This is a genomic window from Cellulomonas fengjieae (genome assembly GCF_018388465.1).
Lineage (GTDB): Bacteria > Actinomycetota > Actinomycetes > Actinomycetales > Cellulomonadaceae > Cellulomonas > Cellulomonas fengjieae.
The window spans coordinates 547866-570035 of sequence record NZ_CP074404.1 but is presented as its reverse complement, the minus strand read 5'-3'; the positions used below and the strand labels follow the sequence as shown (position 1 = coordinate 570035).

The 22170-nt window shown below is 71.5% G+C and carries 25 protein-coding genes and 1 tRNA gene; 16 read left to right on the top strand and 10 right to left on the bottom strand.

Translation table 11 applies throughout. The features are described from left to right. The first annotated feature begins 1 nt into the window (after position 1). Complete coding sequence (locus KG102_RS02700) at positions 2-643, top strand: winged helix-turn-helix transcriptional regulator (protein WP_208290561.1); 642 nt, start codon at positions 2-4, stop codon at positions 641-643. A 56-nt stretch (positions 644-699) separates the two neighbouring features. Continuing rightward, positions 700-1311, top strand: coding sequence for a hypothetical protein (locus KG102_RS02695; protein ID WP_208290562.1), 612 nt, complete (start codon positions 700-702; stop codon positions 1309-1311). Positions 1312-1321: 10 nt separating this feature from the next. Here the strand turns inward: KG102_RS02695 and KG102_RS02690 are convergent, their stop codons facing one another. From KG102_RS02690 to KG102_RS02675, 4 genes are all read right to left on the bottom strand, one after another. Then, the gene (locus tag KG102_RS02690; protein ID WP_208290563.1) at positions 1322-3478 is read right to left on the bottom strand and encodes a DEAD/DEAH box helicase; all 2157 of its coding nucleotides are present in this window, start codon (positions 3476-3478) and stop codon (positions 1322-1324) included. Positions 3479-3810: 332 nt separating this feature from the next. Continuing rightward, positions 3811-4989, bottom strand: coding sequence for a VOC family protein (locus KG102_RS02685; protein ID WP_208290564.1), 1179 nt, complete (start codon positions 4987-4989; stop codon positions 3811-3813). Positions 4990-5062: 73 nt separating this feature from the next. Next, positions 5063-8083: a putative bifunctional diguanylate cyclase/phosphodiesterase gene (locus KG102_RS02680; RefSeq protein WP_208210005.1), complete on the bottom strand. Its 3021-nt coding sequence runs from the start codon at positions 8081-8083 to the stop codon at positions 5063-5065. Positions 8084-8199: 116 nt separating this feature from the next. Next, positions 8200-8754 (bottom strand): TetR/AcrR family transcriptional regulator, encoded by a 555-nt coding sequence (locus KG102_RS02675; protein ID WP_208290565.1) that lies wholly within the window; start codon positions 8752-8754, stop codon positions 8200-8202. A gap of 79 nt (positions 8755-8833) precedes the next feature. Here KG102_RS02675 and KG102_RS02670 point away from each other — a divergent pair, with 79 nt between their 5' ends. The 6 genes from KG102_RS02670 (at position 8834) to KG102_RS02640 (ending at position 12472) form a co-directional block, all read left to right on the top strand. Continuing rightward, a complete protein-coding gene (locus tag KG102_RS02670) occupies positions 8834-9739 on the top strand; it encodes an alpha/beta fold hydrolase (protein ID WP_208290566.1) in 906 nt (301 codons plus the stop codon). Positions 9740-9885: 146 nt separating this feature from the next. Beyond that, a complete protein-coding gene (locus tag KG102_RS02665; RefSeq protein ID WP_208290567.1) occupies positions 9886-10437 on the top strand; it encodes a hypothetical protein in 552 nt (183 codons plus the stop codon). A gap of 349 nt (positions 10438-10786) precedes the next feature. Beyond that, the gene (locus tag KG102_RS02655) at positions 10787-10954 is read left to right on the top strand and encodes a hypothetical protein (protein ID WP_208290568.1); all 168 of its coding nucleotides are present in this window, start codon (positions 10787-10789) and stop codon (positions 10952-10954) included. Next, the gene (locus tag KG102_RS02650; protein ID WP_208290569.1) at positions 10951-12081 is read left to right on the top strand and encodes a tyrosine-type recombinase/integrase; all 1131 of its coding nucleotides are present in this window, start codon (positions 10951-10953) and stop codon (positions 12079-12081) included. Before KG102_RS02655 ends, KG102_RS02650 begins: the two co-directional genes overlap by 4 nt. Beyond that, entirely contained in the window at positions 11967-12257 is a 291-nt protein-coding gene (locus KG102_RS19015; protein ID WP_372438464.1) for a tyrosine-type recombinase/integrase, read from the top strand. The genes KG102_RS02650 and KG102_RS19015 overlap by 115 nt, the downstream gene beginning before the upstream one ends. Continuing rightward, complete coding sequence (locus tag KG102_RS02640; RefSeq protein ID WP_208290571.1) at positions 12254-12472, top strand: hypothetical protein; 219 nt, start codon at positions 12254-12256, stop codon at positions 12470-12472. The genes KG102_RS19015 and KG102_RS02640 overlap by 4 nt, the downstream gene beginning before the upstream one ends. A gap of 19 nt (positions 12473-12491) precedes the next feature. Here the strand turns inward: KG102_RS02640 and KG102_RS02635 are convergent, their stop codons facing one another. Further along, positions 12492-12719, bottom strand: a complete 228-nt coding sequence (locus KG102_RS02635; RefSeq protein WP_208290572.1) for a hypothetical protein — start codon at positions 12717-12719, stop codon at positions 12492-12494. A gap of 95 nt (positions 12720-12814) precedes the next feature. Here KG102_RS02635 and KG102_RS02630 point away from each other — a divergent pair, with 95 nt between their 5' ends. From KG102_RS02630 to KG102_RS02615, 4 genes are all read left to right on the top strand, one after another. Continuing rightward, positions 12815-13120 carry a hypothetical protein gene (locus KG102_RS02630; RefSeq protein ID WP_208290573.1) on the top strand — a complete coding sequence of 102 codons (306 nt, stop codon included), beginning with the start codon at positions 12815-12817 and terminating at the stop codon, positions 13118-13120. A 231-nt stretch (positions 13121-13351) separates the two neighbouring features. Next, positions 13352-13711, top strand: a complete 360-nt coding sequence (locus KG102_RS02625; protein ID WP_208290574.1) for a hypothetical protein — start codon at positions 13352-13354, stop codon at positions 13709-13711. 66 nt (positions 13712-13777) lie between these two features. Next, positions 13778-14509, top strand: a complete 732-nt coding sequence (locus KG102_RS02620; RefSeq protein ID WP_208290575.1) for an Ntn hydrolase family protein — start codon at positions 13778-13780, stop codon at positions 14507-14509. A 147-nt stretch (positions 14510-14656) separates the two neighbouring features. Then, complete coding sequence (locus tag KG102_RS02615) at positions 14657-16195, top strand: hypothetical protein (protein WP_208290576.1); 1539 nt, start codon at positions 14657-14659, stop codon at positions 16193-16195. On the opposite strand, the gene KG102_RS19010 is transcribed toward KG102_RS02615, so the two are convergent. The 3 genes from KG102_RS19010 to KG102_RS02600 form a co-directional block, all read right to left on the bottom strand. Next, positions 16110-16610, bottom strand: coding sequence for a WhiB family transcriptional regulator (locus KG102_RS19010; RefSeq protein ID WP_208290577.1), 501 nt, complete (start codon positions 16608-16610; stop codon positions 16110-16112). The genes KG102_RS02615 and KG102_RS19010 overlap by 86 nt on opposite strands. 11 nt (positions 16611-16621) lie before the next feature. Continuing rightward, on the bottom strand, positions 16622-16855 hold the full coding sequence (locus KG102_RS02605; RefSeq protein WP_208290578.1) for a hypothetical protein: 234 nt from the start codon (positions 16853-16855) through the stop codon (positions 16622-16624). Positions 16856-17086: 231 nt separating this feature from the next. Further along, positions 17087-17159 (bottom strand) — tRNA-Arg (locus KG102_RS02600). A gap of 132 nt (positions 17160-17291) precedes the next feature. On the opposite strand from KG102_RS02600, the gene KG102_RS02595 reads away from it, so the two are divergent. Further along, positions 17292-18290, top strand: a complete 999-nt coding sequence (locus KG102_RS02595) for an NAD-dependent epimerase/dehydratase family protein (protein WP_208290579.1) — start codon at positions 17292-17294, stop codon at positions 18288-18290. Between the two features lie 34 nt (positions 18291-18324). On the opposite strand, the gene KG102_RS02590 is transcribed toward KG102_RS02595, so the two are convergent. After that, complete coding sequence (locus KG102_RS02590) at positions 18325-19146, bottom strand: SDR family NAD(P)-dependent oxidoreductase (protein ID WP_208290580.1); 822 nt, start codon at positions 19144-19146, stop codon at positions 18325-18327. Between the two features lie 264 nt (positions 19147-19410). Between KG102_RS02590 and KG102_RS02585 the strand changes: the two genes are divergently transcribed. Together KG102_RS02585 and KG102_RS02580 are read left to right on the top strand one after the other, a co-directional pair. Continuing rightward, on the top strand, positions 19411-19869 hold the full coding sequence (locus KG102_RS02585; protein ID WP_208210019.1) for an OsmC family protein: 459 nt from the start codon (positions 19411-19413) through the stop codon (positions 19867-19869). Further along, positions 19869-20612 (top strand): hypothetical protein, encoded by a 744-nt coding sequence (locus KG102_RS02580; RefSeq protein WP_208290581.1) that lies wholly within the window; start codon positions 19869-19871, stop codon positions 20610-20612. The genes KG102_RS02585 and KG102_RS02580 overlap by 1 nt, the downstream gene beginning before the upstream one ends. A gap of 10 nt (positions 20613-20622) precedes the next feature. Here KG102_RS02580 and KG102_RS02575 read toward each other — a convergent pair whose 3' ends face one another. Then, complete coding sequence (locus KG102_RS02575; protein WP_208210021.1) at positions 20623-21612, bottom strand: aldo/keto reductase; 990 nt, start codon at positions 21610-21612, stop codon at positions 20623-20625. Positions 21613-21647: 35 nt separating this feature from the next. On the opposite strand from KG102_RS02575, the gene KG102_RS02570 reads away from it, so the two are divergent. Continuing rightward, the gene (locus KG102_RS02570; RefSeq protein ID WP_208210022.1) at positions 21648-22115 is read left to right on the top strand and encodes an SRPBCC family protein; all 468 of its coding nucleotides are present in this window, start codon (positions 21648-21650) and stop codon (positions 22113-22115) included. The last annotated feature ends 55 nt before the right edge of the window (positions 22116-22170 follow it).

Sequence of the window (22170 nt, the reverse complement as noted above, 5' to 3'; positions counted from 1 at the left end):
CGTGGCCGCACGCGACTACGGGCAGTACTGCGGCATCACGCAGGCCCTGGAGCTCGTCGGCGAGCGCTGGTCCCTGCTGATCGTCCGTGACCTGCTCGTCGGGCCGCGCCGCTATGGAGAGCTCGCCGCGGGGCTCCCCCGCATCCCGAGCAACATCCTCGCGGCGCGGCTCAAGGAGCTGCAGGAGGCCGGCGTCATCCGCCGGGCACCACGCTCGCGCGTCATCGTCTACGAGCTCACCCCCTACGGCCGCGAGCTCGAGCCCGTCGTGCTGGCGCTCGGGGCCTGGGGGTTCAAGGCGCTGGGCGAGCCGCGCGACGAGCAGATCATCACCCCCGCCGCGATGACCATGACCCTGCGCACCGCCTTCCGGCCGGAGGTGGCGGCCGACCTGCCCCCGACGTCCTACGCGGCGCACGTCGGGGGCGACGGACTGGTCATCCAGGTCGACGGCGCCACCCTCGGCGTCACCCGCGGGGACGCACCCGTGGACCTCGCCTTCGCCGCAGGCCCGGTCATCCTGCGGCTCATCTCCGGCGAGCTCGCCCCGGAGCGGGCGATCGCGACGGGCGCGGTCGAGGTGCTGCACGGGCGCGGCGATCTCCTGGACCGGTTCGCGAGCACGTTCCACCTGGCGGCGTGACGCCGGTGACCTGATTCCGTTGACGCGGACGACCGCACTCACCCAGGGTCGGGTCCATGCAGCCCGCCATGGCGTTCGGCGACGACGATGACCTCGACCAGAGGTTCCGGTTCACCGCTCCCGACAACGAGGCGCCCGCCGCCGTCGGCGTGAGCGGCGTCATCGGGCGGTCCGCCGACGCCGCGGTCCTGCTCGCCGGCCTGTCCCGCTACACGGTGGGGCTGCAGATCGACCTGGCGATCCGCCGCCGCCTCGACCCGGACCCGACCGACCCGATGCACTCCACGCTCGGCGCCGGGTTGCTGGTCGGGGTCGAGCTCGCCGACGGTCGGACCGTGGTCGCCGGGCACCCGCCCTGGCCCCCCGCCGACGGGCCGGTCCTCGTGTACCGCGGGGGTGGCGGCGGGGGCCGCGAGTGGTCGAGCACCCTGTGGCTGACCCCCGCACCGCCGCCCGGCGACCTGGTGGTCGTCGTCGCCTGCCCGAGCCTCGGCGTCGACGAGTCGCGCGTCGTCGTGGCGGCCGAGGCGCTCCGGGCCGCGGCCGACAGGACCGAGATCCTGTGGCCCCGCGAGCCGGACCAGGCACACCCCGGCATCGAGCCGCGGCCGCCCGACGTGCCGCCCGGCGGCTGGTTCGAGCAGGCGTTGGCCGCGACGACCGACTGACGCGCCGGCGTCAGTCCACGCCCTCCGCGGCGAGCGCGTCCGTGAGCAGTCCGACCAGGGCCTCGAGCTGCACGTCGGTGGACGACGTGTCGTCCTCGTCACCTGCTCCGTCGAGTGCCCGCGCCGCCAGGCCCGACTTGCTGTCGATGAGCTCGGCGATCTTGGAGTCGATGGTCTGCGCGGCAATGATCCGCCACGCGGTGACGGGCTCGGCCTGGCCGATCCGGTGGACCCGGTCGATGGCCTGGGTCTGCTCGGCGTAGGTCCAGGACAGCTCGGCCAGCACCAGGTTGGACGCCACCTGCAGGTTCAGCCCCACGCCGGCGGCGGTCAGGGAGCAGACGACCACCGACACCTCGGGGTCGTCGACGAACGCGGCGATGTTCTTCGCCCGCACGCGGGGCGTCTGGTCGCCGCGGATCGAGGCGTAGCGGATCCCGCGGTCGGCGAACGTCTGCTCGGCCTGGTCCATCACGTCGACGTGCTTGGCGAAGAAGACGACCTTGCCGACGTTGCGGGCCAGCTGCGCGGCGTAGTCTGCGGCCAGCCCGGCCTTGGCCTGGCCGATGCGACGGACCATCGTGAAGACGTTCTCGCCGCCGGTCTTCGAGCTCGAGTCCTTGAGCTCCGCGGCCGCCACCCGGCGGGCGAGGTCGAGGTCGAGGTCCGCCCCGTCGACCACGGCGTCACCGTCGCGCACCTGCACGGCGGACCGGTAGCGCTGGACCATCCGGGCGGCGAGCGCGGCCTCGGCGGCGCGGATCGAGCGGCCGACCGCTCCGTCCAGCTCGACCGGCAGGTCCGCGACCCGGCGGGCGGGGATGTCCGCGACCACGTCGACCTTGCGACGACGCACGATGCCCATGTTGATCACGCTGGTGCGCGCGGCCGCGTAGAACCCGGGGTCGGCCGGGGTCAGGCCGGTCTCCTCGAGGGCGGCCTGCAGTGCGCCGAGCGGCTTCTTGTCGTCGATCCAGCCGAGGAACTGCCAGATCGCGCGGAAGTCCTCGATGTCGTTGATCAGCGGGGTGCCGGTCAGCGCCATGAGGAGCGGCCGGAACGTGCGGGCGCGGACGCGCTCGGACAGCGCCAGGACGTGCTGCGAGCGCTGCGACGTCTTGTTCTTGATGAAGTGCGCCTCGTCGACGACCATCCCGCGGAAGCCGAGGCTGCCGAGCCAGCCGACGTGCCGGTCCAGGAGCTCGTAGTTCACGATCACGACGTCGGCGAACCCGTCGACCTGCTCGCCGTCGCCGTGGACGACCGTGGACCGTCGCGACGGTGTCCACAGCCCGACCTCGTGCGCCCAGTTGGTCTTGACCACGTTGGGCACCACGACCAGGAGCGGGTAGGCGTCCGCCGCCTGCGCGGCGAGCAGCGCCTGGGCGGTCTTGCCGAGCCCGGGCTCGTCGGCGAGCAGGAACGTGCGGTGGCCGTCGGCCGTGGCCGTCACCACCTGCGCCTGGTGCGGCATCAGCTCGCGGCCGACGGGGGTCGACACCGGCCGGGGCTCGGGCAGGTCCATGCAGGCGGGTGCTCCGGTGGCCGCCCGCTCGAACGACCGGAAGAGCGGCTCGAGCAGCTCCCAGCCCTCCAGCCGACGGGTCCGCGCGGCGGTCTGCTTGGCCGCGGCCTCGTAGTCGGGCGCGAGGAACGGGTTGGCCAGCTGGCGCGAGATCACCGACCGGGGCACCACCTGGCTGGACGCCGCGGAGAACATCGGCGTGGCCTGCGCCGCGGGCGCGGGCTCCTCGGGCGGCTCGAGGCCGCCGGCGCGCATGACGGTCGCCTTGTAGGCGCGTGCCGCGTCGGAGACCTTGGCGTCCTCGGCGAGCAGCTCCAGCAGCGAGGTGTCCCGGGCGGCGGTCCGTGCGAGCATCGTCGCGACGCCGTCGAGCCGCTTGAGCTGCTCGGTGCGTCGCGCCGAGGACAGGGCTGCGTCGGACATCACGCGGGCCCGCTCCTCGCGCACCAGCAGTGCCACGACCTGGAACTTCGTGCGGATGGCCGGACGCGTCGGGGGGCGCTGGACGGCCCGGTCGACCTCGCGGGCGACCTCGGCGAGCACGGGGACGATGCCCTGCTCGGTGGGGCGCGGGGCACGGCGGCGCTGAGCGCCGGGGTCAGTGCGCGCGCGTCCGGACCCGCGCTGACCTGCTCGTGCCACTGCTCCTCCTTCTAGAACGTGCGAGCGCCGCGGCTGCGGCGCAGCGCGCGTGCACCGCGAACCGTGCGACCGGCACACCCGGACCGGTCGCGCGTGGGGCATCGACCCGTGCCAGAGCCGGGGGCTCGGGGCGGGCCACGCGCAGCGTTCCCGCCCGCGCGTCGATGCCGGTCATGACACGCCGCCGGGCTTGCAGGTGAACACCGCTGGGCACTGTCGTGGCCCCGCAGAGACCGCGGGGGCAGGTGGAGTCTACCGCCGGGCACCCCGACGAAGGCAGACCTTGGGCGCGACGCGCGTCACCGCAATCGCGTCCGCCGAGGTACGCCGCCTCACGCCTCGCTGACGACCACCAGCTCGTTGCCCTCCGGGTCGGCGACGCGCCAGCGGCCCTGCGACCCGTCGAGGAGCCGGCCGCCGGCGGCGACGGCCGTCTCGACGCGCGCCTGCGCGAGGTCCGACGGCACGGCCAGCTCGACGTGGATGCGGTTGCGCTGCTGGCGGCGCTCCGTCTCCGACGCGTCGATCTCCTGGAACACCAGCACGGGGTTCAGCCGCCGCGGGTCGGCGATGTCGCTGGCGCCGGATCGCCGGTCGGGGAGATAGCCGAGGGCGGCGACCCAGAACGCGCGGACCGCCTGGACGTCGGCGGCGTCGAGGAACAGCTGAGCGAAGCGCGGCAGCCCCGGATCCGCCGTGGCCCCGAGCCCGCGGGCAGCGGTCTGGAGCCTCTCGGCGAGCCCGACGAAGTCGAGGTCCAGGCCGTGGGCGTCGGCCTCCCACTGGTCCTTGCCGCTGTCGAGGATCACGAGCCCCGGCCGCAGGTCGATCAGCAGCGGGAAGCCCGCCTCGTCGGCCAGCGCCGCGGCGGCGGCCGCCAGGTCGCGCTGCTGCGTCGGCGAGGTGGTGCGGTAGCAGGCCATCGCGCTGAACACCGCCTGCCAGTCGGCGGTCCCGGTCCCCTCGTCGAGCGCGGAGCCCGGCACCAGGTCGACCTCGTTGCCGTCGGGATCGGCGTGACAGACCCCGTACGGTCCGTAGGCGTCACCGAGGCCGGCCCGCTCGACAGCCGCGGCGGGTCGCACCACGTCGAGGTGGATGCGGTTGCGCAGCGGCCGCGGGTCGGTCGACTGCCGGAGCCGGACCGGGACGTCGCGCCGCAGCGGGTCCGCCAGCCCGCCGTCGCCGGGCGCGTAGTCGAACGCGCGCTGCCAGAACGGCATCAGCGCAGACGGGTCCGCGGAGTCGAACAGCACGCCGACCTGCTGCAGCACGGCCGGGTTCGCGAGCAGCCCGAGCTCGCGCGCGGCCTCGGACACGGCCTCGGCGTGCTCGCCGGAGTCCAGCCGCACGCGCACCCCCGTCGCGCGCAGGTCCACCACGCTCCCGCCCGCCAGCTCCCCGACGCGCCCGGCCAAGGCGGCGCCCTCGCTCAGGGACGCCGCGTCGAACCAGGCCGTCGCGACGCCGTCAACCGCCCGCCAGTCCGTGCCTGTCCCTGTCGAGCCCATAGCGGACGACCTCCCTGTGGACCGCGGTGCACGCCTCTGCGCGGGAGTCAGTATTGCGGCGAGGGTCGGGATGTCACCAGACCCACCCGTCCTCGGGGCGAGGAGGCTCCGGGACCGAGGGACGGTGCGCCCCCTCGTCCGTGCCCGCCAGCGGCGCCGGCCTGCCCCACAGGTAGCCCTGCGCCAACCGGAAGCCGGCGGCCCGCAGCGCACTGCGCTGGGCGGAGGTCTCCACGCCCTCCGCGACGACGTCGACGCCCAGGCGCTCGGCCAGGTCGAGCACCCCCTGGGCGACGGCGAGCGCCTTGGCGTCGCTGGTGATGTCGACGGTCACGGAGCGGTCGAGCTTGAGCCGGTCCACGGGCAGACGCTGCAGCCAGCTCAGGGTGGAGAAGCCGGTGCCGAAGTCGTCGAGCGCGATGCGCACGCCCATCCGGCGCAGGGCCTGCAGCCGCTGCGCGACGCCCGGCAGGTCCGCCAGCGACCGGCTCTCGACCACCTCGATCCACAGCCTGCTGGGCTCCACCTGCTCCTCGGCGAGGGCCTCGCGCACGGCCCCCACCCACCGCGGGTCGCACAGGGTGTGGGCCGACGTGTTGAGCGACAGCCCGACCAGCGACGGGTGCGCGCCCAGGAGCGCGCACGCCGCACGGACGACCCACAGGTCGAGCTCGACGATCGAGCCGGTCTCCTCGGCGAGGGGCAGGAACGCCCCGGGCGCGAGCAGTCCCAGCCGCGGGTGCTCCCACCGCAGCAGCGCCTCGTACTCCCCGGCGAGGACGGGAACCGCGGAGCTGTCGGTGGGGCCGTCGACCGCGAGCGCCACCGCGTCCGCCAGGTCGCCGAGCACGACGATCGGCTGGACGTGCAGGCGCAGCTGCCCCTCACGGGCGGCGTTGCGCAGGTCGGCCGAGAGCTCCCGGTCCAGGCCGCGTCGGCTCCCGTCCTGGGCGCGTCGGCCCCTGGACTGCGCGACCTGGTTGCGGCCACGGAGCTTGGCCGAGTACATCGCGCTGTCCGCGGACCGGAGCAGCACGTCGGGGTCCGACTCCGTGCCGTCGTGGAGCGCGACACCGACGCTCGCGGTGACGCGCAGGTCGAGGCCCTCCACCCGGAACGGGGCGGCGAACGCGGCGACGATGTCCGACGCGACGTCCTGGGCGGCGGCGTCCACGTCAGGGCCGCGCAGGAGCAGGGCGAACTCGTCGCCGCTCAGCCTGGCGATCAGGTCCTGCGGCCGGGCGGTGGCGCGCAGCCGGTCCGCGGCCTGCCGGAGCACCTCGTCGCCGGCCGCGTGGCCCAGCACGTCGTTGACGTGCTTGAACCGGTCGAGGTCGCAGAACAGGACGGCGAGCCGCGCCCCGTCGCTGCCCGTGTCCGACCCGCCGACGGGGCCGTCCGCGGCGCCGCCCGCTGCCTGCAGGGCGGTGTCGATCTCCTGCCGGAAGCGCACCCGGTTGGGCAGCCGGGTCAGCGCGTCGTGCAGCGACTGCTCCTGCAGCCGACCCAGCAGGTACACGTTCTCCAGCGCGGTCGCTGCGTACTCCGCGACGGCCTGGAGCCGCTCGGTCGCCTCCCCCGCGTCGCTGGGCGCGTGGCCGACTCGCCACCCCGCCGTCGCGACGCCCAGCACCTCGCCGTCCGCCACCACGGGCGCGGCCAGGACGGTCGACAGCCCCAGCACCCCGAGGAGCTCCCCGATGACGGGCGTGGCGTTGTCGGGCGTGATCAGCGTCGGCACCTGCCGCGCAAGGAGGATGCTGAGCTCCCGGGAGTTCTGCGTGGTGATGTTCCCCTGCGTCAGAACCTCGACCTCGCCGGGGTCCTGCCCGGCGAACCCGACCGCCTGGAGCGCGCCCTCGTGCGCGTCGTAGGTGAAGAAGGTCGCGCTGTCGGCGCCGACGATCTCCGGCAGCACCGCGGCCGCGGCGCGGGCGACGGTGGCGGGGTCGGTGGCCGAGCGCAGGTGGTGGGCGAGCTCGAGCAGGTTGGCCGAGCGCTGCTCACCCCGGCGGCTGGCCGCGAGCGCACGCAGCAGGTCGAGCGCGGCGGCCGCGTGGGTGGCGTACGCGCGCAGCAGCGAGCGCTCGTGCGCGGGCCCCGGGTGGGCGTCGTCGTACAGCGCCGCGATGTGGCCGTGCACCGTGCCGCGGGAGGCGACCTCGACGACGACGGCGCCCGGCCCCAGGTCCTCACCACGCAGCAGTGCGCCGACGAGCCGGTCGCGACGGCGCGCCTCCAGCCCGTGGCTGTGCACCCGGGGGCCGCCGCCTGCGGGGTCGGTGAGGACCAGCAGGTAGGCCGGGGCCAGCACCGCGGCCGCGGCGCGCTCGGTGATGCGGTCGGCCAGGTCGGCCAGGTCCTCGGCGCCCACCAGCTCGGCGGCCGCGGACTGCAGGTCCTCGAGCTGGCGTCGCAGGGCGAGCAGCTCGGCCTCGGACCCCGCGGCGCGCTCCGACGGCGCACGCCACCAGCGCCGCCGCTGCCCCCACGTCACCTGGTACACGCAGGCCGGGTGCCCGTCCGACTGGCACTCGGGATGCAGGACCACCGCGCGCGGCAGGCCGAACACCTCGGGCACCACGGAGATCAGGCCGCGGGCGTACGCGCAGTCCAGACGCGAGTGGGGGTACCCGTCGTGCAGCGTGTAGCGCAGCAGGGCACGCCTGGGGCCGACGTCGAGCACCTGCATCGTGGAGGTGCTGGAGAACTTGGGCACCGACCGCGGCAGCTGCCGGTAGACCTGCGTCGGTGAGCCCAGCGCCTTGAGGATGAGGACCAGCGAGGCGTTCATCCCCCCGGTCAACGCCTGCGCGCCGGTCTCGAACGCGACGCGCTCGTCGTCGAGCACCTCGACGGCCGCCTCGAACAGCCTGATCCGCGCGTGGTAGCCGATCCAGAGCGCGGTGTCCTCGAGCTCCGCCGCGGAGAACGGCAGCCCGGCCCGCTCGACCACGCGGCGCACGGCGTCGTCGCCCCCGCGCGCCCGCACGTGGTTGAGCAGGAGCGCGGTCGTCACCCCGGACGTCTCCCGGGCACGGGGGTCGTCCGGGTGCGCGACCGCCGCGGCCGTGGAGTCGTGCGCTGCGCTCAAGGTGGATGTCCCCGTCGTTGTGGATCGATCCGCCTATCGGCGTGCGGAGTGGTGATGTGAGCCCGTCACCCGTTTGCGCGGGCGACTTCGCCCGGGTGACGAGGTGGTGGGCCGGGCTATGACCTCGTCATGAGTCCGCGCACGGCTCGCTCGACCGCCGGCCGCATGTCGAGTGCGGGGTCGACGGTGAGCCGATGCAGCATCAGTCCGTCGCTCAGCGCCATGAGAGCGCGGGTGGCTAGAACGGGGTCGGGGATGCCGGCCGCGGCCACGAGCTGCTCGGTCCATCGTTCGAACTCGTGCCGCTGCTGCCGCAGGGGCGCCCCGAGCTCGCGGTCCGAGGCGAGCTCGAGGAAGAGGGCATAGCGCGCCCTGGTGCGCGCGGCGAACGGGCCGGTCTGCAGCTCGACCATGGCGCACAGGCCGTCGATCAACGCCTTCTCATCGGGTGCCGCGGGTACGCCCGCAGGACCGAAGTCGGCGCGCTCGCGCTCGGCTATCCAGTCGACGATGCCGGCGAGCAGCGCCCGGCGGGTGCGGAACCAGTTCGACGTGGAGCCGGCCGGCAGCCCCGCCCGGGTGTCGATGCGTGCGTGGCTCAGCGCCCGCACGCCCTCGGCGCCGAGCAGCTCCACGGCGGCGTCGAGCGCACGTTCCTTCGTCGTAGGCACTTGCACCTTCCCTGCGGAGTTCTACTATGAACCTAGTGGCACTAGGAACATAGTAGTTGCCCATGATCGGGGAGCCGTCATGTCCACGCCCGAGGTCCGCCAGGTCTCTGCCGAATCGTCCACCTGGCACCCGCCCCTGCCCGCGATGTCTGGCGTCGACCACCTCGTCGTCGAGACGCCCGGACTGCGCACCCATGTCGCGACGATCGGCGACGGCGATCCGGTGATGCTGCTGCACGGGTTCCCGGCGCACTGGTGGCAGTGGCATGAGATCGCCCCCGCCATCGCCGGCGCCGGCCACCGCGTCATCTGCCCCGACCTGCGTGGCAGCGGATGGACCACGGCCGGCGACCCACGCATCGGCCGCGAGAGCCACCATCACGACCTGCTCGCGTTGCTCGACGCGCTCGGCATCGAGCGTGCGCACGTCGTCGCGCACGACCTGGGGGTGATCAGCGCGAACCAGCTCGCGTACTCGCATCCCGAACGGGTGCGGTCGCTGGTGCAGCTCTCGGTGCCGCCCATGTTCATGCCCCTCAGCCTCAAGCTCCTCAGCGGGTTCCGACACATGCCGGCCCTGGTCTCGCACCGCCGCGGCCGCTCGCTCGCGGGCTTGTTCGACCCCAGATACATCGCCCACCCGCTGCCGACCGAGACGCTCGACGCCTACCTCGCGCCGATGTCCCGCGCCGAGATCGACGGGGCGGTACGGCGGATCTTCCGGGGCGTCGCGCTTCCGGTGTCCCTGCAGCTCGCACGCGGCACCTTCGCTCGGCAACGACTCCAGCCGCCGACTCTCGCCGTGTTCGGGCGGCTCGACCACCCGTGGGACGAGGCATTGATCCGCCGCCTCTGCGGGGATCTCACGCGCTACGCCGACCGCTACGAGCTCGCTTTCGTCGACGACGCCGCACACTTCATCACCGACGACGCGCCCAGCGAGGTCACCGCGCTGGCGCTGGCGTGGTTTCAACGGGCGGGCTGATCGCGCTCGCTGGCCGCCATGGGCTCGCTACATCAACAACGGTCTGGTCAGTACACCTAGCGCGAACGACGGCCGGTCATCCGCGGGGCCGATACCCCTGCCCGACGCCTGGTTAGGGTGGCCACCCGACGACCTGGAGGCCACCTGTGACGACTGCCCGTGCGCGCACGACCACCGCCCTGCTGACCGGCCTGACGACGGTCGCGTACTACGCCGTGCCGGACGTGGCCCGCACCCGCGCCACGCGAGGATGGCTCAAGGCCGCCTGCGTCGCCGCCGGTGCGGCGGTCGCCGTGCCGGACGCGCGTCAGGCATGGACCGAGCTGCAGGCACGGCGGCGCCGCACGGCCGGCGAGGCCACGAACTTCGACGGCAGGCGCTTCGACGGCACAGCCCTCGACGGCATCCCCGTCGCGACCGAGAACCTCGCGCAGAGCGTCCTCGACAACGCCGGGGACGGCCCCGCGCCCTCAGCGGACGCGCGCACGGTCGCGCGCGGCACCGCCGTCGTCGTGGCGTTCGCCGTGGCGCTCGCCGGCTCGGTAGCCGTCACGGTCGCGTTCGAGCGGTGGGTGTTCCGCCGCGGTGAGGCGCATGCCGCCGCGGGGGTGCGGTTGGCGCACACCCGCACGGGTCTGGTGCTCGGGGCGCTGACCGCGGCGGGCGCTCTGATCCCGGACCCGTCCGAGGGCCGCTGACGTCTCACCTGTACCTCGCTCAAGATCCCGGCCTGGCGGCCGCTCCGCCCGTGCCGGAGAGTGCAGCCCGATCCCTTCGGCTCCCGGACCCGTGACGCCCTCGCTGCGGCGAAGGCCCGCGGGCAGCGGCTCGGTCGCCCACGCGCCACGCCCGACGATGTGGTCGCCCGCGTGGTGGCACTGAGCGCCGATCTGAGCGCCTCGCGGGTCGCACGCCAACTCACGGCCGAGGCCGTTCCTACGACTCGTGGCGCGGCCTGCTGGTCGGCGTCGAGTGTTCGCCGGCTCTTGCGAGGCGTCGAACTGGATACCTATGCGGCGTCCGTGTCGTGCGAAGGGGACGGTTCGCGTGACTGACGCCGAGTGGTTCCCGGCCACCTGCGGCGACATGGTCGACGCCTACCCGTCGAGCTACGAGGCCGAGTGCCCGTTGCACGGCACCGCCCGAGCGCTCACCGCGCTCACCGACCCCGACAACATCCTCGCCACCTGGCTCCCCAAGGAGGAGGAACGATGACCCGCCCGACCGTCAAGAAGACTGCCGTCAAGAATCACCCCGGCATCCGCAAGGTGACGCGCACACACGCCGATGGTCGGCAGGTGTCGACGTACGAGGCCCGGGTCAAGGACGAACGGCGGCGGCTCACGAGCCTCGGCCAGTTCGCCTCACTGAGCGCAGCCCGGGCCGCTCAGACCACGTCCAAGGCCGACGTGCAGCGAGGCGCATTCGTTGCCCCAAGCGCTGGTCGTACGACGTTCCTCGAAGTCGCCGAGGGCTGGCTGCAGACGCCGAAGCTGCAGAAGGCGAAGCCTTCGACGATGGCCGCGTATCGACAGATCGTGCACGGCAGCCTCAAGCCCCTGCACGGCGTCGCAGTGAACCGACTCGACTACCGCAGGCTCAGCACCTTCCTCGGGAACTACTCGACAGATGAGAAGGGGCGCCCGCGCGCCGCTCGCACCGTTCAAAAGACCGCAGGCGTTCTGAGCCGGGTGTTGAACGAGGCGGTGAAGGGAAAGCTCATCGCTATCAATCCAATGCGCGAGATCGACCTGGCGAAGCCCGACGATGCGCCCCGTCACTGGCTCACCGAGGGCCAGGTCGCACAGGTCATCGCCTGGCTGCGCACCGCGACTGTCACGGCCTCCCCGCGCGGCCAACGGGCTACCGCAGCCAACTCGACGACAGTGCCGATGCCCGAGCGAGCCAAGTGGGCAGCGCTCGTATTCTTCGCCGCGTACACCGGGGCTAGAGCCGGCGAGGTCGCGGGGCTTCGAGTGAGCGACCTCAATCTCCTGGCACGAACCGCACGCATCGAGCGAAGCGCACAGTACGTGGGCGGCGGTTGGCATGTTGGCACACCGAAGTCTCGGGCGGGCATCCGCACCCTGGCTGGCCTGCCGCGCGAGCTGGTCGCCGACCTCGCGACTCTGGTGGCTACGCTGCGGCCGAGCGACTACGTCTTTTCGGTTGGATGGACGGCGACGGTGTGTCGCACCCCTATAACCGAGCGAACTTCCTGCGACGAGTGTTCGACCCCGCGCTTGAAGCTGTCGGCCTACCGGCGCACCGCAACAAGGGCGGCTTCGGTTTTCACGACCTGCGGCACTTTCACGCGTCGCTCTGCATCGAGCGAGGGATGACGCCGATCCAGGTGGCGAAGCGTCTGGGACACGCCGACGCGACGCTCGTCCTCAAGCTCTATGCGCACGCGTGGGATCAGCAACCTGAGGAGCTGGCCGAAATGTTCGACGCGTCCGTGGCCGCAGGCAAGGCGGCGCAGGCGTCGAACGTCGTGCCGATGCGGGTGGCGAGGTGACGACGAACGAGCGCCTACGGGTGATCCAACGTGTCTACGCGGAGTGGGCTGCCGAGCAGAGGACCGCCCCAGACCTCGCCTACGCGCACGACGGACCGTCGCAGTACACGGAGGGCATCGACGCGCTCGGTGCCCCCGCGTCGGCGCAGGACGACCTACATCAGCGCGTCGGGGCGGCTCTACGCGACGCCGGTCTGCCGATCGAGCCCTTCTGAGGCCCGACGCCGATCACGCCTAGGGCGTTGCTGCGGGAGACACCGGAGCCACGGACGGCATCGACAGGGTCGCAACGAGATGGTCCAGATAGTCCTGCACCATCTCCTCGATCCCAGCCGCCTTCTCGTTCACGTACCACGCCGCGAAGCCACCGCCCGGGATCAGTACCAAAGCAGCGATAACCAGCTTGGCTACCTTGCGCGGTAGCGCCCCCATCCCGAAGTCGAACCAGTCCGCACCATTCATCCGCGCACCCTCCCACGAGGCACCGACAAGCCGAGTGTCAGAGGGCCTCCGTATGCTCCGAACTGCAGGAACACACCCTGACGAGAGGCATTCCGATGGCATGGGCTGGCGGCGGTACGGACGAGTACAAGGTTGAAGCTGGCGGTCTGAACCAGACCTTCGTCGGCATAGCGTTCGGCGTAAACGGCTCGGGCGGGACCGTGACGTACGGACGACTCGCTGGGTTCCACATTGGGCCGCGCGAGGTGAAGCTATGGCTCGATGGGGTAGATGGCGACGCCGGTGTACTCGACGTGTCGCCGGATACCGAGGTCTGGTTCTCGCGCTACACCCCCCCGGCACAGGTGTCCGCGGCGTTGGAGCGCATCGAGAAGCTCCTTGACCCCGAGAAGAGCCGCTGACCCGTCACCCGAACCCGGCGCGCGTCAGCGAACCGCCCCGATCGTGCGATTCGAACTCACCCGGTCCGCCTACTTCGCGTGCAGCGCTAGGCTGGATAGCCTTCGTCAGAGCGCGTACGCGCTACCCACCCGCCCCGGAGGCTCGAGTTGAGGCGTCCAGACCTGCCGCTCCTGCTCGCTTCCAGCCACGCGCGGACGGATGGCGAAACCTTCCCGCTCGACCGCATCCGCATGCAGAAGGCGGTCTTCATGCTGTCGATGCGCGGCTCGAAGGAGTGGTCCGACTTCTACGAGTACCGCCCGTACAACTGGGGGCCGTACTCGGGCACGCTCGTTCACGATGTTGACACGTGGATTATGAGCGGCGAGATGAAGGTCGAAGAGTTCCCGCACTCGCGGTACGGACAGTACGCAACGACAGAAGCCGGCGAGAAGGTCGCGGACAACGTGTGGACGACGCTGAGCGAGGGTGAGCAGAAGTTCGTTCGGGACGTGCGACGGTTCGTCACGACGCGGTCCTTCAACAAACTTCTTCGCGATGTCTACGCTGCCTACCCTGAGTACGCGACCAAGTCGCAGTTCAACGGCTGATCGCCCACCGTGACTGTCGCGATCGGACTCGTCTGCAAGGACGGGGTCCTAGTAGCTGCTGACAGCATGAGCAGCGACGCATTCACAGCGATGACGGCGCAGAAGGTCCGGACCTTCGGGCGGACGCCCGCAATTTGGACTGCGTCGGGTTCGGTGTTTGTGATGGAGGAAGTCACGAACACGTTGGAGACGATCGATACTAGCGGTAGCCCGACGGCGCCCCTGGCGAGCTTCACGACTCCGGATCTGAAGGCGATTAGAGAAAAGCTTCACAGCTCGATCAATCCGGTTATGGGGAAGGCCTATCAAAAGGCGCTGGGGAGCGTCCCTTTCCAGCCGGGCGCGATCCCGTTTCAGACCGATTTCTTACTCCTGGGCTACACGAATGGAACGCCGTGGTTTCTGGAGTTGGCTGGCGACGGGCAAGCGAATTGGCACACTGCCCAGAAGTTCTACTCGATCGGGAGCGGTGGCCCCTTTGCGGCCGTCGCGAAGGCCCTGATGGGGCACTACATCGACGATGATCTCACCCTGGAAGACGGCAAGCTCCTGGCCTATGGGACCATCGCGACGACAATCGAGGTGTCTAACGCCCACGTCGGATTTCCCGTTCAGATCGCCACGTGCGACGAGAACGGTGCGCGAATTCTCGACGCTGCCGAAATTGACGAAATAAAGACGGCTGTCGACCGCTGGAAGGTCCTCGAATCGGACATTCTGCGAGCCCAGAAGGACGGCGAGGAGGAAATCGAGGACGCGGAACCCTTGCCGTCACTTTCTGCCGACGAGGATCGCTAGACCGAGCAGGGTGGGCGGTGCCGAAACCAGCGTTTCACCAGAGTGCCCCCGCCCCCGCCGCTCGTCGTTGCTGTCCGAGGCGACCTTCACCGTGTATCGAGAGACCCTAGCCAGGGCTAGCCGACCGCGCGCGAAAGGAAGGCGGCCATGCCGGACAACCGCGAGTTGGCGAGCGCGATCCTGGTAGCTGCCGTGCTTGTCGTTGCACTCTCCGTTCGGGCCGTGCGGCAGGAGATTCCAAGCCTCGCGCGACTCGCGAGACCCTTCGTTTGGCTGGTCGGTGTCTACGTCGCGTACTGCGCATTGCTGCTGTGGGGCGCCTCGACCGCCGGCATTTGGAGCGCCGCCCTGTGGTGGCCCACGTTGTTGGTAGTGGTCGGGCTTGGCGGTGCACTCATCGTGAAAGCCATTCAAGCTAGAAGCAGTCTACGCGTGTGGCGATCTGCTCTGGCCGCGACCACGGGAGCAGCCGTGTTCTTCGCGCTCTACGCGAACCTCGTGAGCCTGCCGTTGCTATGGGAACTGGTCTTGCAGGCAATCGCAGCGCTCGTCGCGATTGTTGCCGTCGGAGCCGCCCACCAAGGCAACGCGAGCCTCGGGCGCATCTGCGAGGCGGCGATTGTGGTCATTGGCGTGACGCTGACGATCTGGACGACTTTCAGCCTCGTACGAGGCATGCCCAGGGACGAGTGGCTGGCGCTGCTGCAGGAGACGGCCCTCAGTTTCTGGTTTCCATTCGCTCTCCTCCCCTTCCTATATCTAGTGACGTACTACAGCGGCGTCGAGACAGCAACCGCGAACGTGCGTGCACAGGATCCGCGAGCTTATCGAAAGTGGCCCCTCATTGCCCGCTTACTCGCTGCGTTTCGACTCCGAACAGATTGGGCGGCGCACTTCGATTGGGCGTGGGGCCGGAGATACGGTCGCGCGAGCGACCGCAAGACCCGCAATCAGGTGCTGGCGAACTACCGTCGAACTAGGTCGCCGAAGTTTGGTGATCGGCGCCTGGCGCTTTGGCGCCGGAGCACCGAGAGGGCTCCGTGGGATGGTCGAAGGATGCCGCGTAGCGAGCGGCATGCGGAGCAAATGGTGGCGATCCGACCACCAGGCTGGGAGTACATGCTGTTTGGCGCCGTTCTATGGATCGGAATCGCGGAACGCGAGGCGCAGTACATCAAGCATGGACGTGGGCCCGGGGCTCGAGGGGGACCGACGCAGCCAAGCCGCGCAACCGACTCGATCGCGCGGCTCGGGAAGCGGCTCGATGGCGCTGCCGCGCTCGCTGTGAGTCTGCCCGAGATTCTCAGCTTCGAGAGCCAGGAGCGGGCCTTTGGCGCACCGGGTGAACCTGGCGACCCCGACGCGATTCGAATCTTGGCGGCTCGCCTGCTGGGCGTATACGCCGATCTTCTCGACTGGGCCGCGAGTGTTCGAGAGAGTGGCTCGTCGACTCTGGAGCGAAGAACTTTCGACGCCGCGGCTCGTATGGTCGATGGCCCGCTCCATCAAATTCGCCAGTTCGTGGCCGAGTATGCGACGCAGGTGGACCAGATTCCCGCCCACGCTGCCGATCCGGAGCGGGAGACCATCGACGTATCGCTCACGCTCGACATCGCGGTCGCGGATAGTGACCTGGAGAGACTGCAGCGTCGTCTTGGGCGCCTCCGCCGCACGCTCGTCGCGTAGACAGCACCCCCCCAGAGATCTTTGCTCGGCTCCGTTGGCCGCTGTTCGTGGCGAACGGCACCCGAGTCGCTAGGCGGCCTGCTCGCTCAGATTCGCCGGCCACCGACCGGGCTGCCCGGTCGGCCTGTACGGCGGTCTTAGTCGGCTCTGCGCTGACGTGCTCGGGTGATGCGCTGCCGGTCCTGGGCAACGTGCCGCCGTAGATGCCCCATCGGGGCCACGCGCCTTCGACAGCCAAGGCGAAGTCGAGACGTGCCTGCCGCACCGGGCAGCTCTCACACGCGGCGAGAGCTGCCCGGTGGGCGTCGGAGGGTGAACCGTCCGGGTCGATGTCCCAGCTCCCGGCCATGTCCTCGTCGCGGCAGTCCGCGGGAAGCTGCCAGTCGGTGCCCTCCGAATGGACGAGCCGCGTCACTACGCCCACGGTCAGACGACGGTGACGTCAGCCGGGTTGACGCCCGGGAGCCAGACGTCGGCCTGACCGTCGAGGAAGACCTTGACGTTGACCGTGCTGCCGTTGTTCTTGACGACCACCACCGGCAGCACGTCTCCCGCCTTCGGGTTCGTGCCGGTGCCCGGTCCGGTGATGAGCCACTTGGCGTAGACGAGCTTCGCCTGCGCGTCGCTCATGACGATGGTGCCCAGCGTTCCGACGTCCATCTCGTGCTCCTCGGGTACCCCCGCTCGCTCTCGCGCAGGGCTCCCACCAGCACACAGAACTTGCGGCCCAGTCTGGGCGCGCACGTGAGCAGGCCAGAGGGGTAACGACGTGCTCGATGCATCGTCCTGCCGCGAGCTGCCAACACCTGCCTAGGTGGTCCCTGGGTGGTCCCGGCTGGCCTCTATCCGTGGCCCGAACGCCCGAGGGGGCTGTGACCTGGTCAATCACTGTGCGCCTGGGCAGATTCGAACTGCCGACACCCGCTTTAGGAGAGCGGTGCTCTATCCCCTGAGCTACAGGCGCGAGGACACCCACCGGGCATCACGCGCGGCAAGCCTACCGGCCGCACCCGCCCGGACGAGCACCCGAAGTCCCACCAGGTCGCCGCCCGGCCGGGATGGGATGGACGCACCCCGAACCACAAGGAGGCGGACCATGAGCGCGGTCCTCGTCATCGGAGGCACCGGCCTCCTCGGCTACCACACGACCCTCGAGCTGGTCTCACGCGGGTACCAGGTGACGTCGCTGTCGCTGCCGCCGATGCCGGTCGAGGACCTGTTCCCCGCAGGCGTCGAGAACGTGCTCGCCGACGTCACGGAGCTGACCGACGCCGAGCTGCTGGCCCTGCTCGACGGCAAGCACTCGGTGTTCTACGCGGCGGGAGCCGACGAGCGCGTCACGCCGCCCATCCCCGCCGCGCGCTACTTCCACGAGGCCAACGTCCTGCCCACCCAGCGCCTCGCGCGCCTGGCCCGCCAGGTCGGCGTCGCCAAGTTCGTGCTCTACGGCTCCTACACCGCCGAGTTCGCCGAGCGGTGGCCGGACCTGGGCTACCGCACGCGCAACGGCTACCCGCGCACGCGGCTCGCGCAGGAGGAGCTGGCGTACCTGGAGGGCGACGGCGCGATGGACGTCATGACCCTGCGCCTCCCGTACATCTTCGGCACCATGCCGGGCCGCACGCCGCTGTGGCAGATGTTCATCGACATCGTCCGGGGCTCGGCGGGGTTCATCGCGGCCTCGGCGGGGTCGACGTCGGCCGTGACGGTCACGCAGGTGGCGCAGGCGGCGGTCGGGGCGATGGAGCGCGGGCGGCACGGCGGCCGCTACGCCATCAACGGGTACGAGCTGACCTACGTCGAGCTGTACCGGGCGGTGTGCGAGGCGATCGGGCGCGACCCCGAGCAGGTCGCCGTCGTCCCGTACGAGGCAACGCGCGCGACGCTCGAGCGGATCGACGCGCAGGCGGCGGCTGCCGGCGTCGAGCACGGCATCCACCTGGTCGACTCTGGGCTGTTCCAGGAGCGCCGCGCGGTCAGCGACCCGGCGGACTCCCAGCCCGAGCTCGGCTACGCCGACGACGACATCCCCGCGGCGCTCGCGGCGACGCTGCGCTACTGCGTCGCGCGGGAGAGCGAACCGGTCCCGGCCTGAGCCGAGGGGCGGGACCGTCGGGCCGGCATCGGCACTACCCGACCATCGCCTCGCTGCGCTGCCACAGCGCGTCGACCAGGCGGTCGTCGAGAGCCTGCGGGTTCGGCGCCGCGCGCCGGCGCAGGTCGTAGTACGCGCCCGGCTGCCAGTCGACGCCTGGCGTCCCGTCGACGAAGTGCACCAGGTGCCCGCCGCCCTGCTCGGCGCTCGTCAGCATGAACCGGGCCAGCGGCGTGCGGTACACCCACCGGAAGACGCTCGTGCTGCCGGCCGCGAAGCCGGTGGCGACGGTGCCCGGGTGGAAGGCGACGGCCGCGACGCCGTCGGCAGCGTGGCGCGCGTGCAAGCCGCGTGCGAACAGGATGTTCGCGAGCTTGCTGGAGCCGTACGCCCGGGTGGGCGTGTAGCGGCGCGCGCTCTCGAGGTCGACCAGGTCGATGCGCCCGTAGCGGTTCGCCGCACTCGAGGTCACCACGACCTTCGCGGTCCCGGCGGCGCGCAGCCGGTCCATCAGCAGGCGGGTCAGCAGGAACGGCGCGAGGTGATTGACCTGGAACGTCATCTCGTGGCCGTCGACCGTGAGCGTGCGCTTGCCGAAGACGCCGCCCGCGTTGTTGGCGAGCACGTCGATGTGGTCGGTGCGCTCGATGAGCGCGGCCGCGAGTGCGCGGACCTCGTCGAGCCGCGCGAAGTCGGCGACCAGGTGCTCCGCGCCGATCCCCCGCGCGACCTCCACCGTCTTGTCCGGTGAGCGGCCGATGACGATGACCCGCTCGCCCCGCGCGGCGAGGTCGCGCGCCGCGGCGGCACCGATGCCGTCGCTGGCGCCGGTGATGACAATGGTCCTGCCGGTCACATGAGCCCCGATCGTCGCGGCCGGCGGCGCCGGGGGCGCGTCGGTCCGCCTGCAGTCTCCCCCGCGGATCGCGCGACGGCCCGCGCTCGGGCCCATGCCAGCCCCGACGGACTGCGGCCAAGGCCCGACGGCGTCGGCCAGCTCGCCGGGATGGGCGCCCTGACCTGAGACACACGTCTTTCGGCTCAACCAGAACATCCCGCTGGCCGGACCAGCGTGACCGGTCGAGCCGCCTCGGCGCGCGCCGCGTGGCAGGATCGCCAGATGACGACGGAGCACAAGCCAGCACCCGACATCACCAGGAACTCCGGTGACACCGAGCTGTGGGTGGAGCGCACGGGCAAGCGCCTGTACACGGGCCGCAACTCGCGCGGTGCCGAGGTCAGCCTCGGCGGCGTGGAGGTCGACGGCGCGTTCACCCCCGGTGAGCTGCTGAAGATCGCGCTGGTCGGCTGCAGCGGGCTGTCGGCGGACGCCAAGCTGACCCACTACCTGGGCGACGACGTCGACGTGACCATCAAGGCCACCGGCATGGCGGACCCGGACGAGGACCGCTATCCCGCGATCGCCGAGGAGCTCGTGGTCGACCTCAGCGGGCTGGACGCACCGACGCGCGAGCGCCTGATCAGCGTCCTGCACCGCGCCGTCGACTCGCACTGCACCGTGGGCCGGACGATCGCCGCGGGCGCGACGGTCGAGCTCACCGTCACCGGGGAGCGCTGATGCCGTCCCTCGTCGAGGCGGCGCTCGCCAAGGCCGTCACCATCCCGTCGTCGACCATCCACGCGCACGTCGACTCGGTGCGCAGCAGGAACCCGGAGGCCACGCCCGAGCAGATCGTGCGGATCCTGGAGAAGGAGTACCTGCGGGTGGTTCAGGCCACCGGCGGTGCGGTCGGCGCCACGGCGGCGGCCCCGGCGGTCGGCACCGGCGTCGCGTTCATGCTCACCGCGAGCGACGTCGCGACGTTCTTCGGGGCGTCGGCCGCGTTCGCGCTCGCGGTGGCCAGCGTGCACGGCATCGAGGTCGAGGACACCGAGCGGCGCCGCGGGCTCCTGCTGACCACGATCCTCGGGGACTCGGGCGGCAAGATCGTCACGGGCGGTGCGGAGCTGACCAGCGTCAGCGTGGCGCGTGCCCTGCTGACCCGGATGCCGCTGGCGACCGTGCGCAAGGTGAACACCTCGATGACCCGACGGTTCGTCCGCACGCAGCTGACCAAGCAGGCGGGGCTGGCCGTCGGGCGCCTCATCCCGTTCGGCGTGGGCCTGATCGTGGGCGTCACCGGGGCGCGGGCGCTCGGCAAGGACGTCATCGAGGGTGCCCGCAAGGCGTTCGGCCCGGCGCCGCTCGCGTTCCCGAAGGTCCTCGAGGTCGCGGGCCCCGGCGGCGCGCCGATGCTCGTGCCGGCCGCGCCGCCCCGGCCGACCGGCCGCCTGAAGCGGCTCGGCCGGAAGACCCCGTAGGGCGGCGGTCCTACCAGCGCGCGTGCACGTGCTGGCGGATGCGCCCGTCGTAGACGCCGCGGAGCCCGTCGAGGGTCTCCTCGTCGATCCGGGGCAGGGACGCGGCCTCGGCGTTCGCGACGGCCTGCGCGGCCGAGCGCGCACCGGGGATGACCACGGACACCCCGGGCTGGTCGATGACCCAGCGCAGCGCGAGCTGGGCTGTCGTGTACCCGACGGGCGTGAGCGCGGCGACCTCGCGCGCGGCCGCCACCCCGACCTCGAACGGCACCCCCGCGAACGTCTCCCCCACGTCGAACGCCTCGCCGCCGCGGTTGAAGCTGCGGTGGTCGTCGGCGGCGAACTGGGTGTGCTCGTCGTACTTGCCGGACAGCAGGCCCGACGCCAGCGGCACGCGCGCGATGATGCCGACGCCCTGCTCCACGGCCAGCGGCAGCACCTGCTCGAGCGGCTTGCGGCGGAACACGTTGAGGATGATCTGCACGGTGGCCACGTTCGGCCGGACGATGGCTTCGAGGGCCTCGTCGACGGTCTCGACGGACACCCCGTACGCGGCGACCCGGCCCTCGTCGACGAGCACGTCGAGGGCGTCGTAGGTGGACTCGCGGGTGAGGACCTCGGCCGGCGGGCAGTGCAGCTGGACCAGGTCGAGGGTGTCGACGCCGAGGTTCTCGCGCGACCGGTCGGTCCATGCGCGGAACCACGACAGCGTGTAGGCGTCGGCGTCGTGCGGGTCGGCGCGGCGGCCCATCTTCGTCGCGACCGTCAGGCCGTGGTTCGGCCCGCGCGCGGCCAGGAACGAGCCGATGAGCTTCTCGGAGCGGCCGTCGCCGTAGACGTCGGCGGTGTCCAGGAACGTGACGCCGGAGTCGACCGCGGCGCCGAGCACCTCCAGCGCGGTCTCGTCGGACACCGAGCCCCAGTCGCCCCCGAGCTGCCAGCACCCCAGCCCGACGACTCCGACCGACCGACCCGTACGACCCAGCTGCCTGCTCTCCATGGACAGCGAGGCTACCCGCGCGGACGATGGGCTGCGTGACGAGTCTGCCCATCGACGCCGTGGTCCGGGCTTTCCCCGTCGATGCGCCGACGGCCTGGACTCTGGTCGCGGACCTGCGCAATCACGAGCGCTGGATCCCGCTGACCCGGATCAGCGTGGACGGCGGCAGGGTGACGGCCGTCTCGGGTCTGCTCGCCCGCCGGGGCGCTCCGGGCCTCAAGGACGTCATGACGATCGACCGCTTCGACCCCCCGGTGGGCACCGAGCCGGGCGTCGCGGCGTTCACCAAGGTGGGCCGCGTGCTGAGGGGCACGGCGAGCATCGTCGTCGTGCCGGCGGGGCCGTCGTCCAGCCGGGTCCTGTGGACCGAGGACGTCTACCTCGCCGGGCCGCTGCCGCGACGCCTCACCGGGGCGGTGCTGCGGCCGTTCCTCGGCGCCATGACGCGGTATGCGCTGATGCGCGCACAAAACGAGGCTCGCGCAACACATCGCCACGGGTAGCGGACAGTGCGCAACGGATCGCGCCCTGGCCCGCAATCCGAGATGCACGATGTGA

Bases quoted from the DNA above. Each gene is read 5' to 3' on its own strand.
- KG102_RS02635 (WP_208290572.1), bottom strand. From the start codon at position 12,719: ATGAATGGTGCGGACTGGTTCGACTTCGGGATGGGGGCGCTACCGCGC.
- KG102_RS02595 (WP_208290579.1), top strand. From the start codon at position 17,292: ATGAGCGCGGTCCTCGTCATCGGAGGCACCGGCCTCCTCGGCTACCAC.
- KG102_RS02620 (WP_208290575.1), top strand. From the start codon at position 13,778: ATGAGCAGCGACGCATTCACAGCGATGACGGCGCAGAAGGTCCGGACC.
- KG102_RS02585 (WP_208210019.1), top strand. From the start codon at position 19,411: ATGACGACGGAGCACAAGCCAGCACCCGACATCACCAGGAACTCCGGT.
- KG102_RS02615 (WP_208290576.1), top strand. From the start codon at position 14,657: ATGCCGGACAACCGCGAGTTGGCGAGCGCGATCCTGGTAGCTGCCGTG.
- KG102_RS02650 (WP_208290569.1), top strand. From the start codon at position 10,951: ATGACCCGCCCGACCGTCAAGAAGACTGCCGTCAAGAATCACCCCGGC.
- KG102_RS02580 (WP_208290581.1), top strand. From the start codon at position 19,869: ATGCCGTCCCTCGTCGAGGCGGCGCTCGCCAAGGCCGTCACCATCCCG.
- KG102_RS02685 (WP_208290564.1), bottom strand. From the start codon at position 4,989: ATGGGCTCGACAGGGACAGGCACGGACTGGCGGGCGGTTGACGGCGTC.
- KG102_RS02695 (WP_208290562.1), top strand. From the start codon at position 700: ATGCAGCCCGCCATGGCGTTCGGCGACGACGATGACCTCGACCAGAGG.
- KG102_RS02670 (WP_208290566.1), top strand. From the start codon at position 8,834: ATGTCCACGCCCGAGGTCCGCCAGGTCTCTGCCGAATCGTCCACCTGG.
- KG102_RS02625 (WP_208290574.1), top strand. From the start codon at position 13,352: ATGCAGAAGGCGGTCTTCATGCTGTCGATGCGCGGCTCGAAGGAGTGG.
- KG102_RS02630 (WP_208290573.1), top strand. From the start codon at position 12,815: ATGGCATGGGCTGGCGGCGGTACGGACGAGTACAAGGTTGAAGCTGGC.
- KG102_RS02605 (WP_208290578.1), bottom strand. From the start codon at position 16,855: ATGGACGTCGGAACGCTGGGCACCATCGTCATGAGCGACGCGCAGGCG.
- KG102_RS02575 (WP_208210021.1), bottom strand. From the start codon at position 21,612: ATGGAGAGCAGGCAGCTGGGTCGTACGGGTCGGTCGGTCGGAGTCGTC.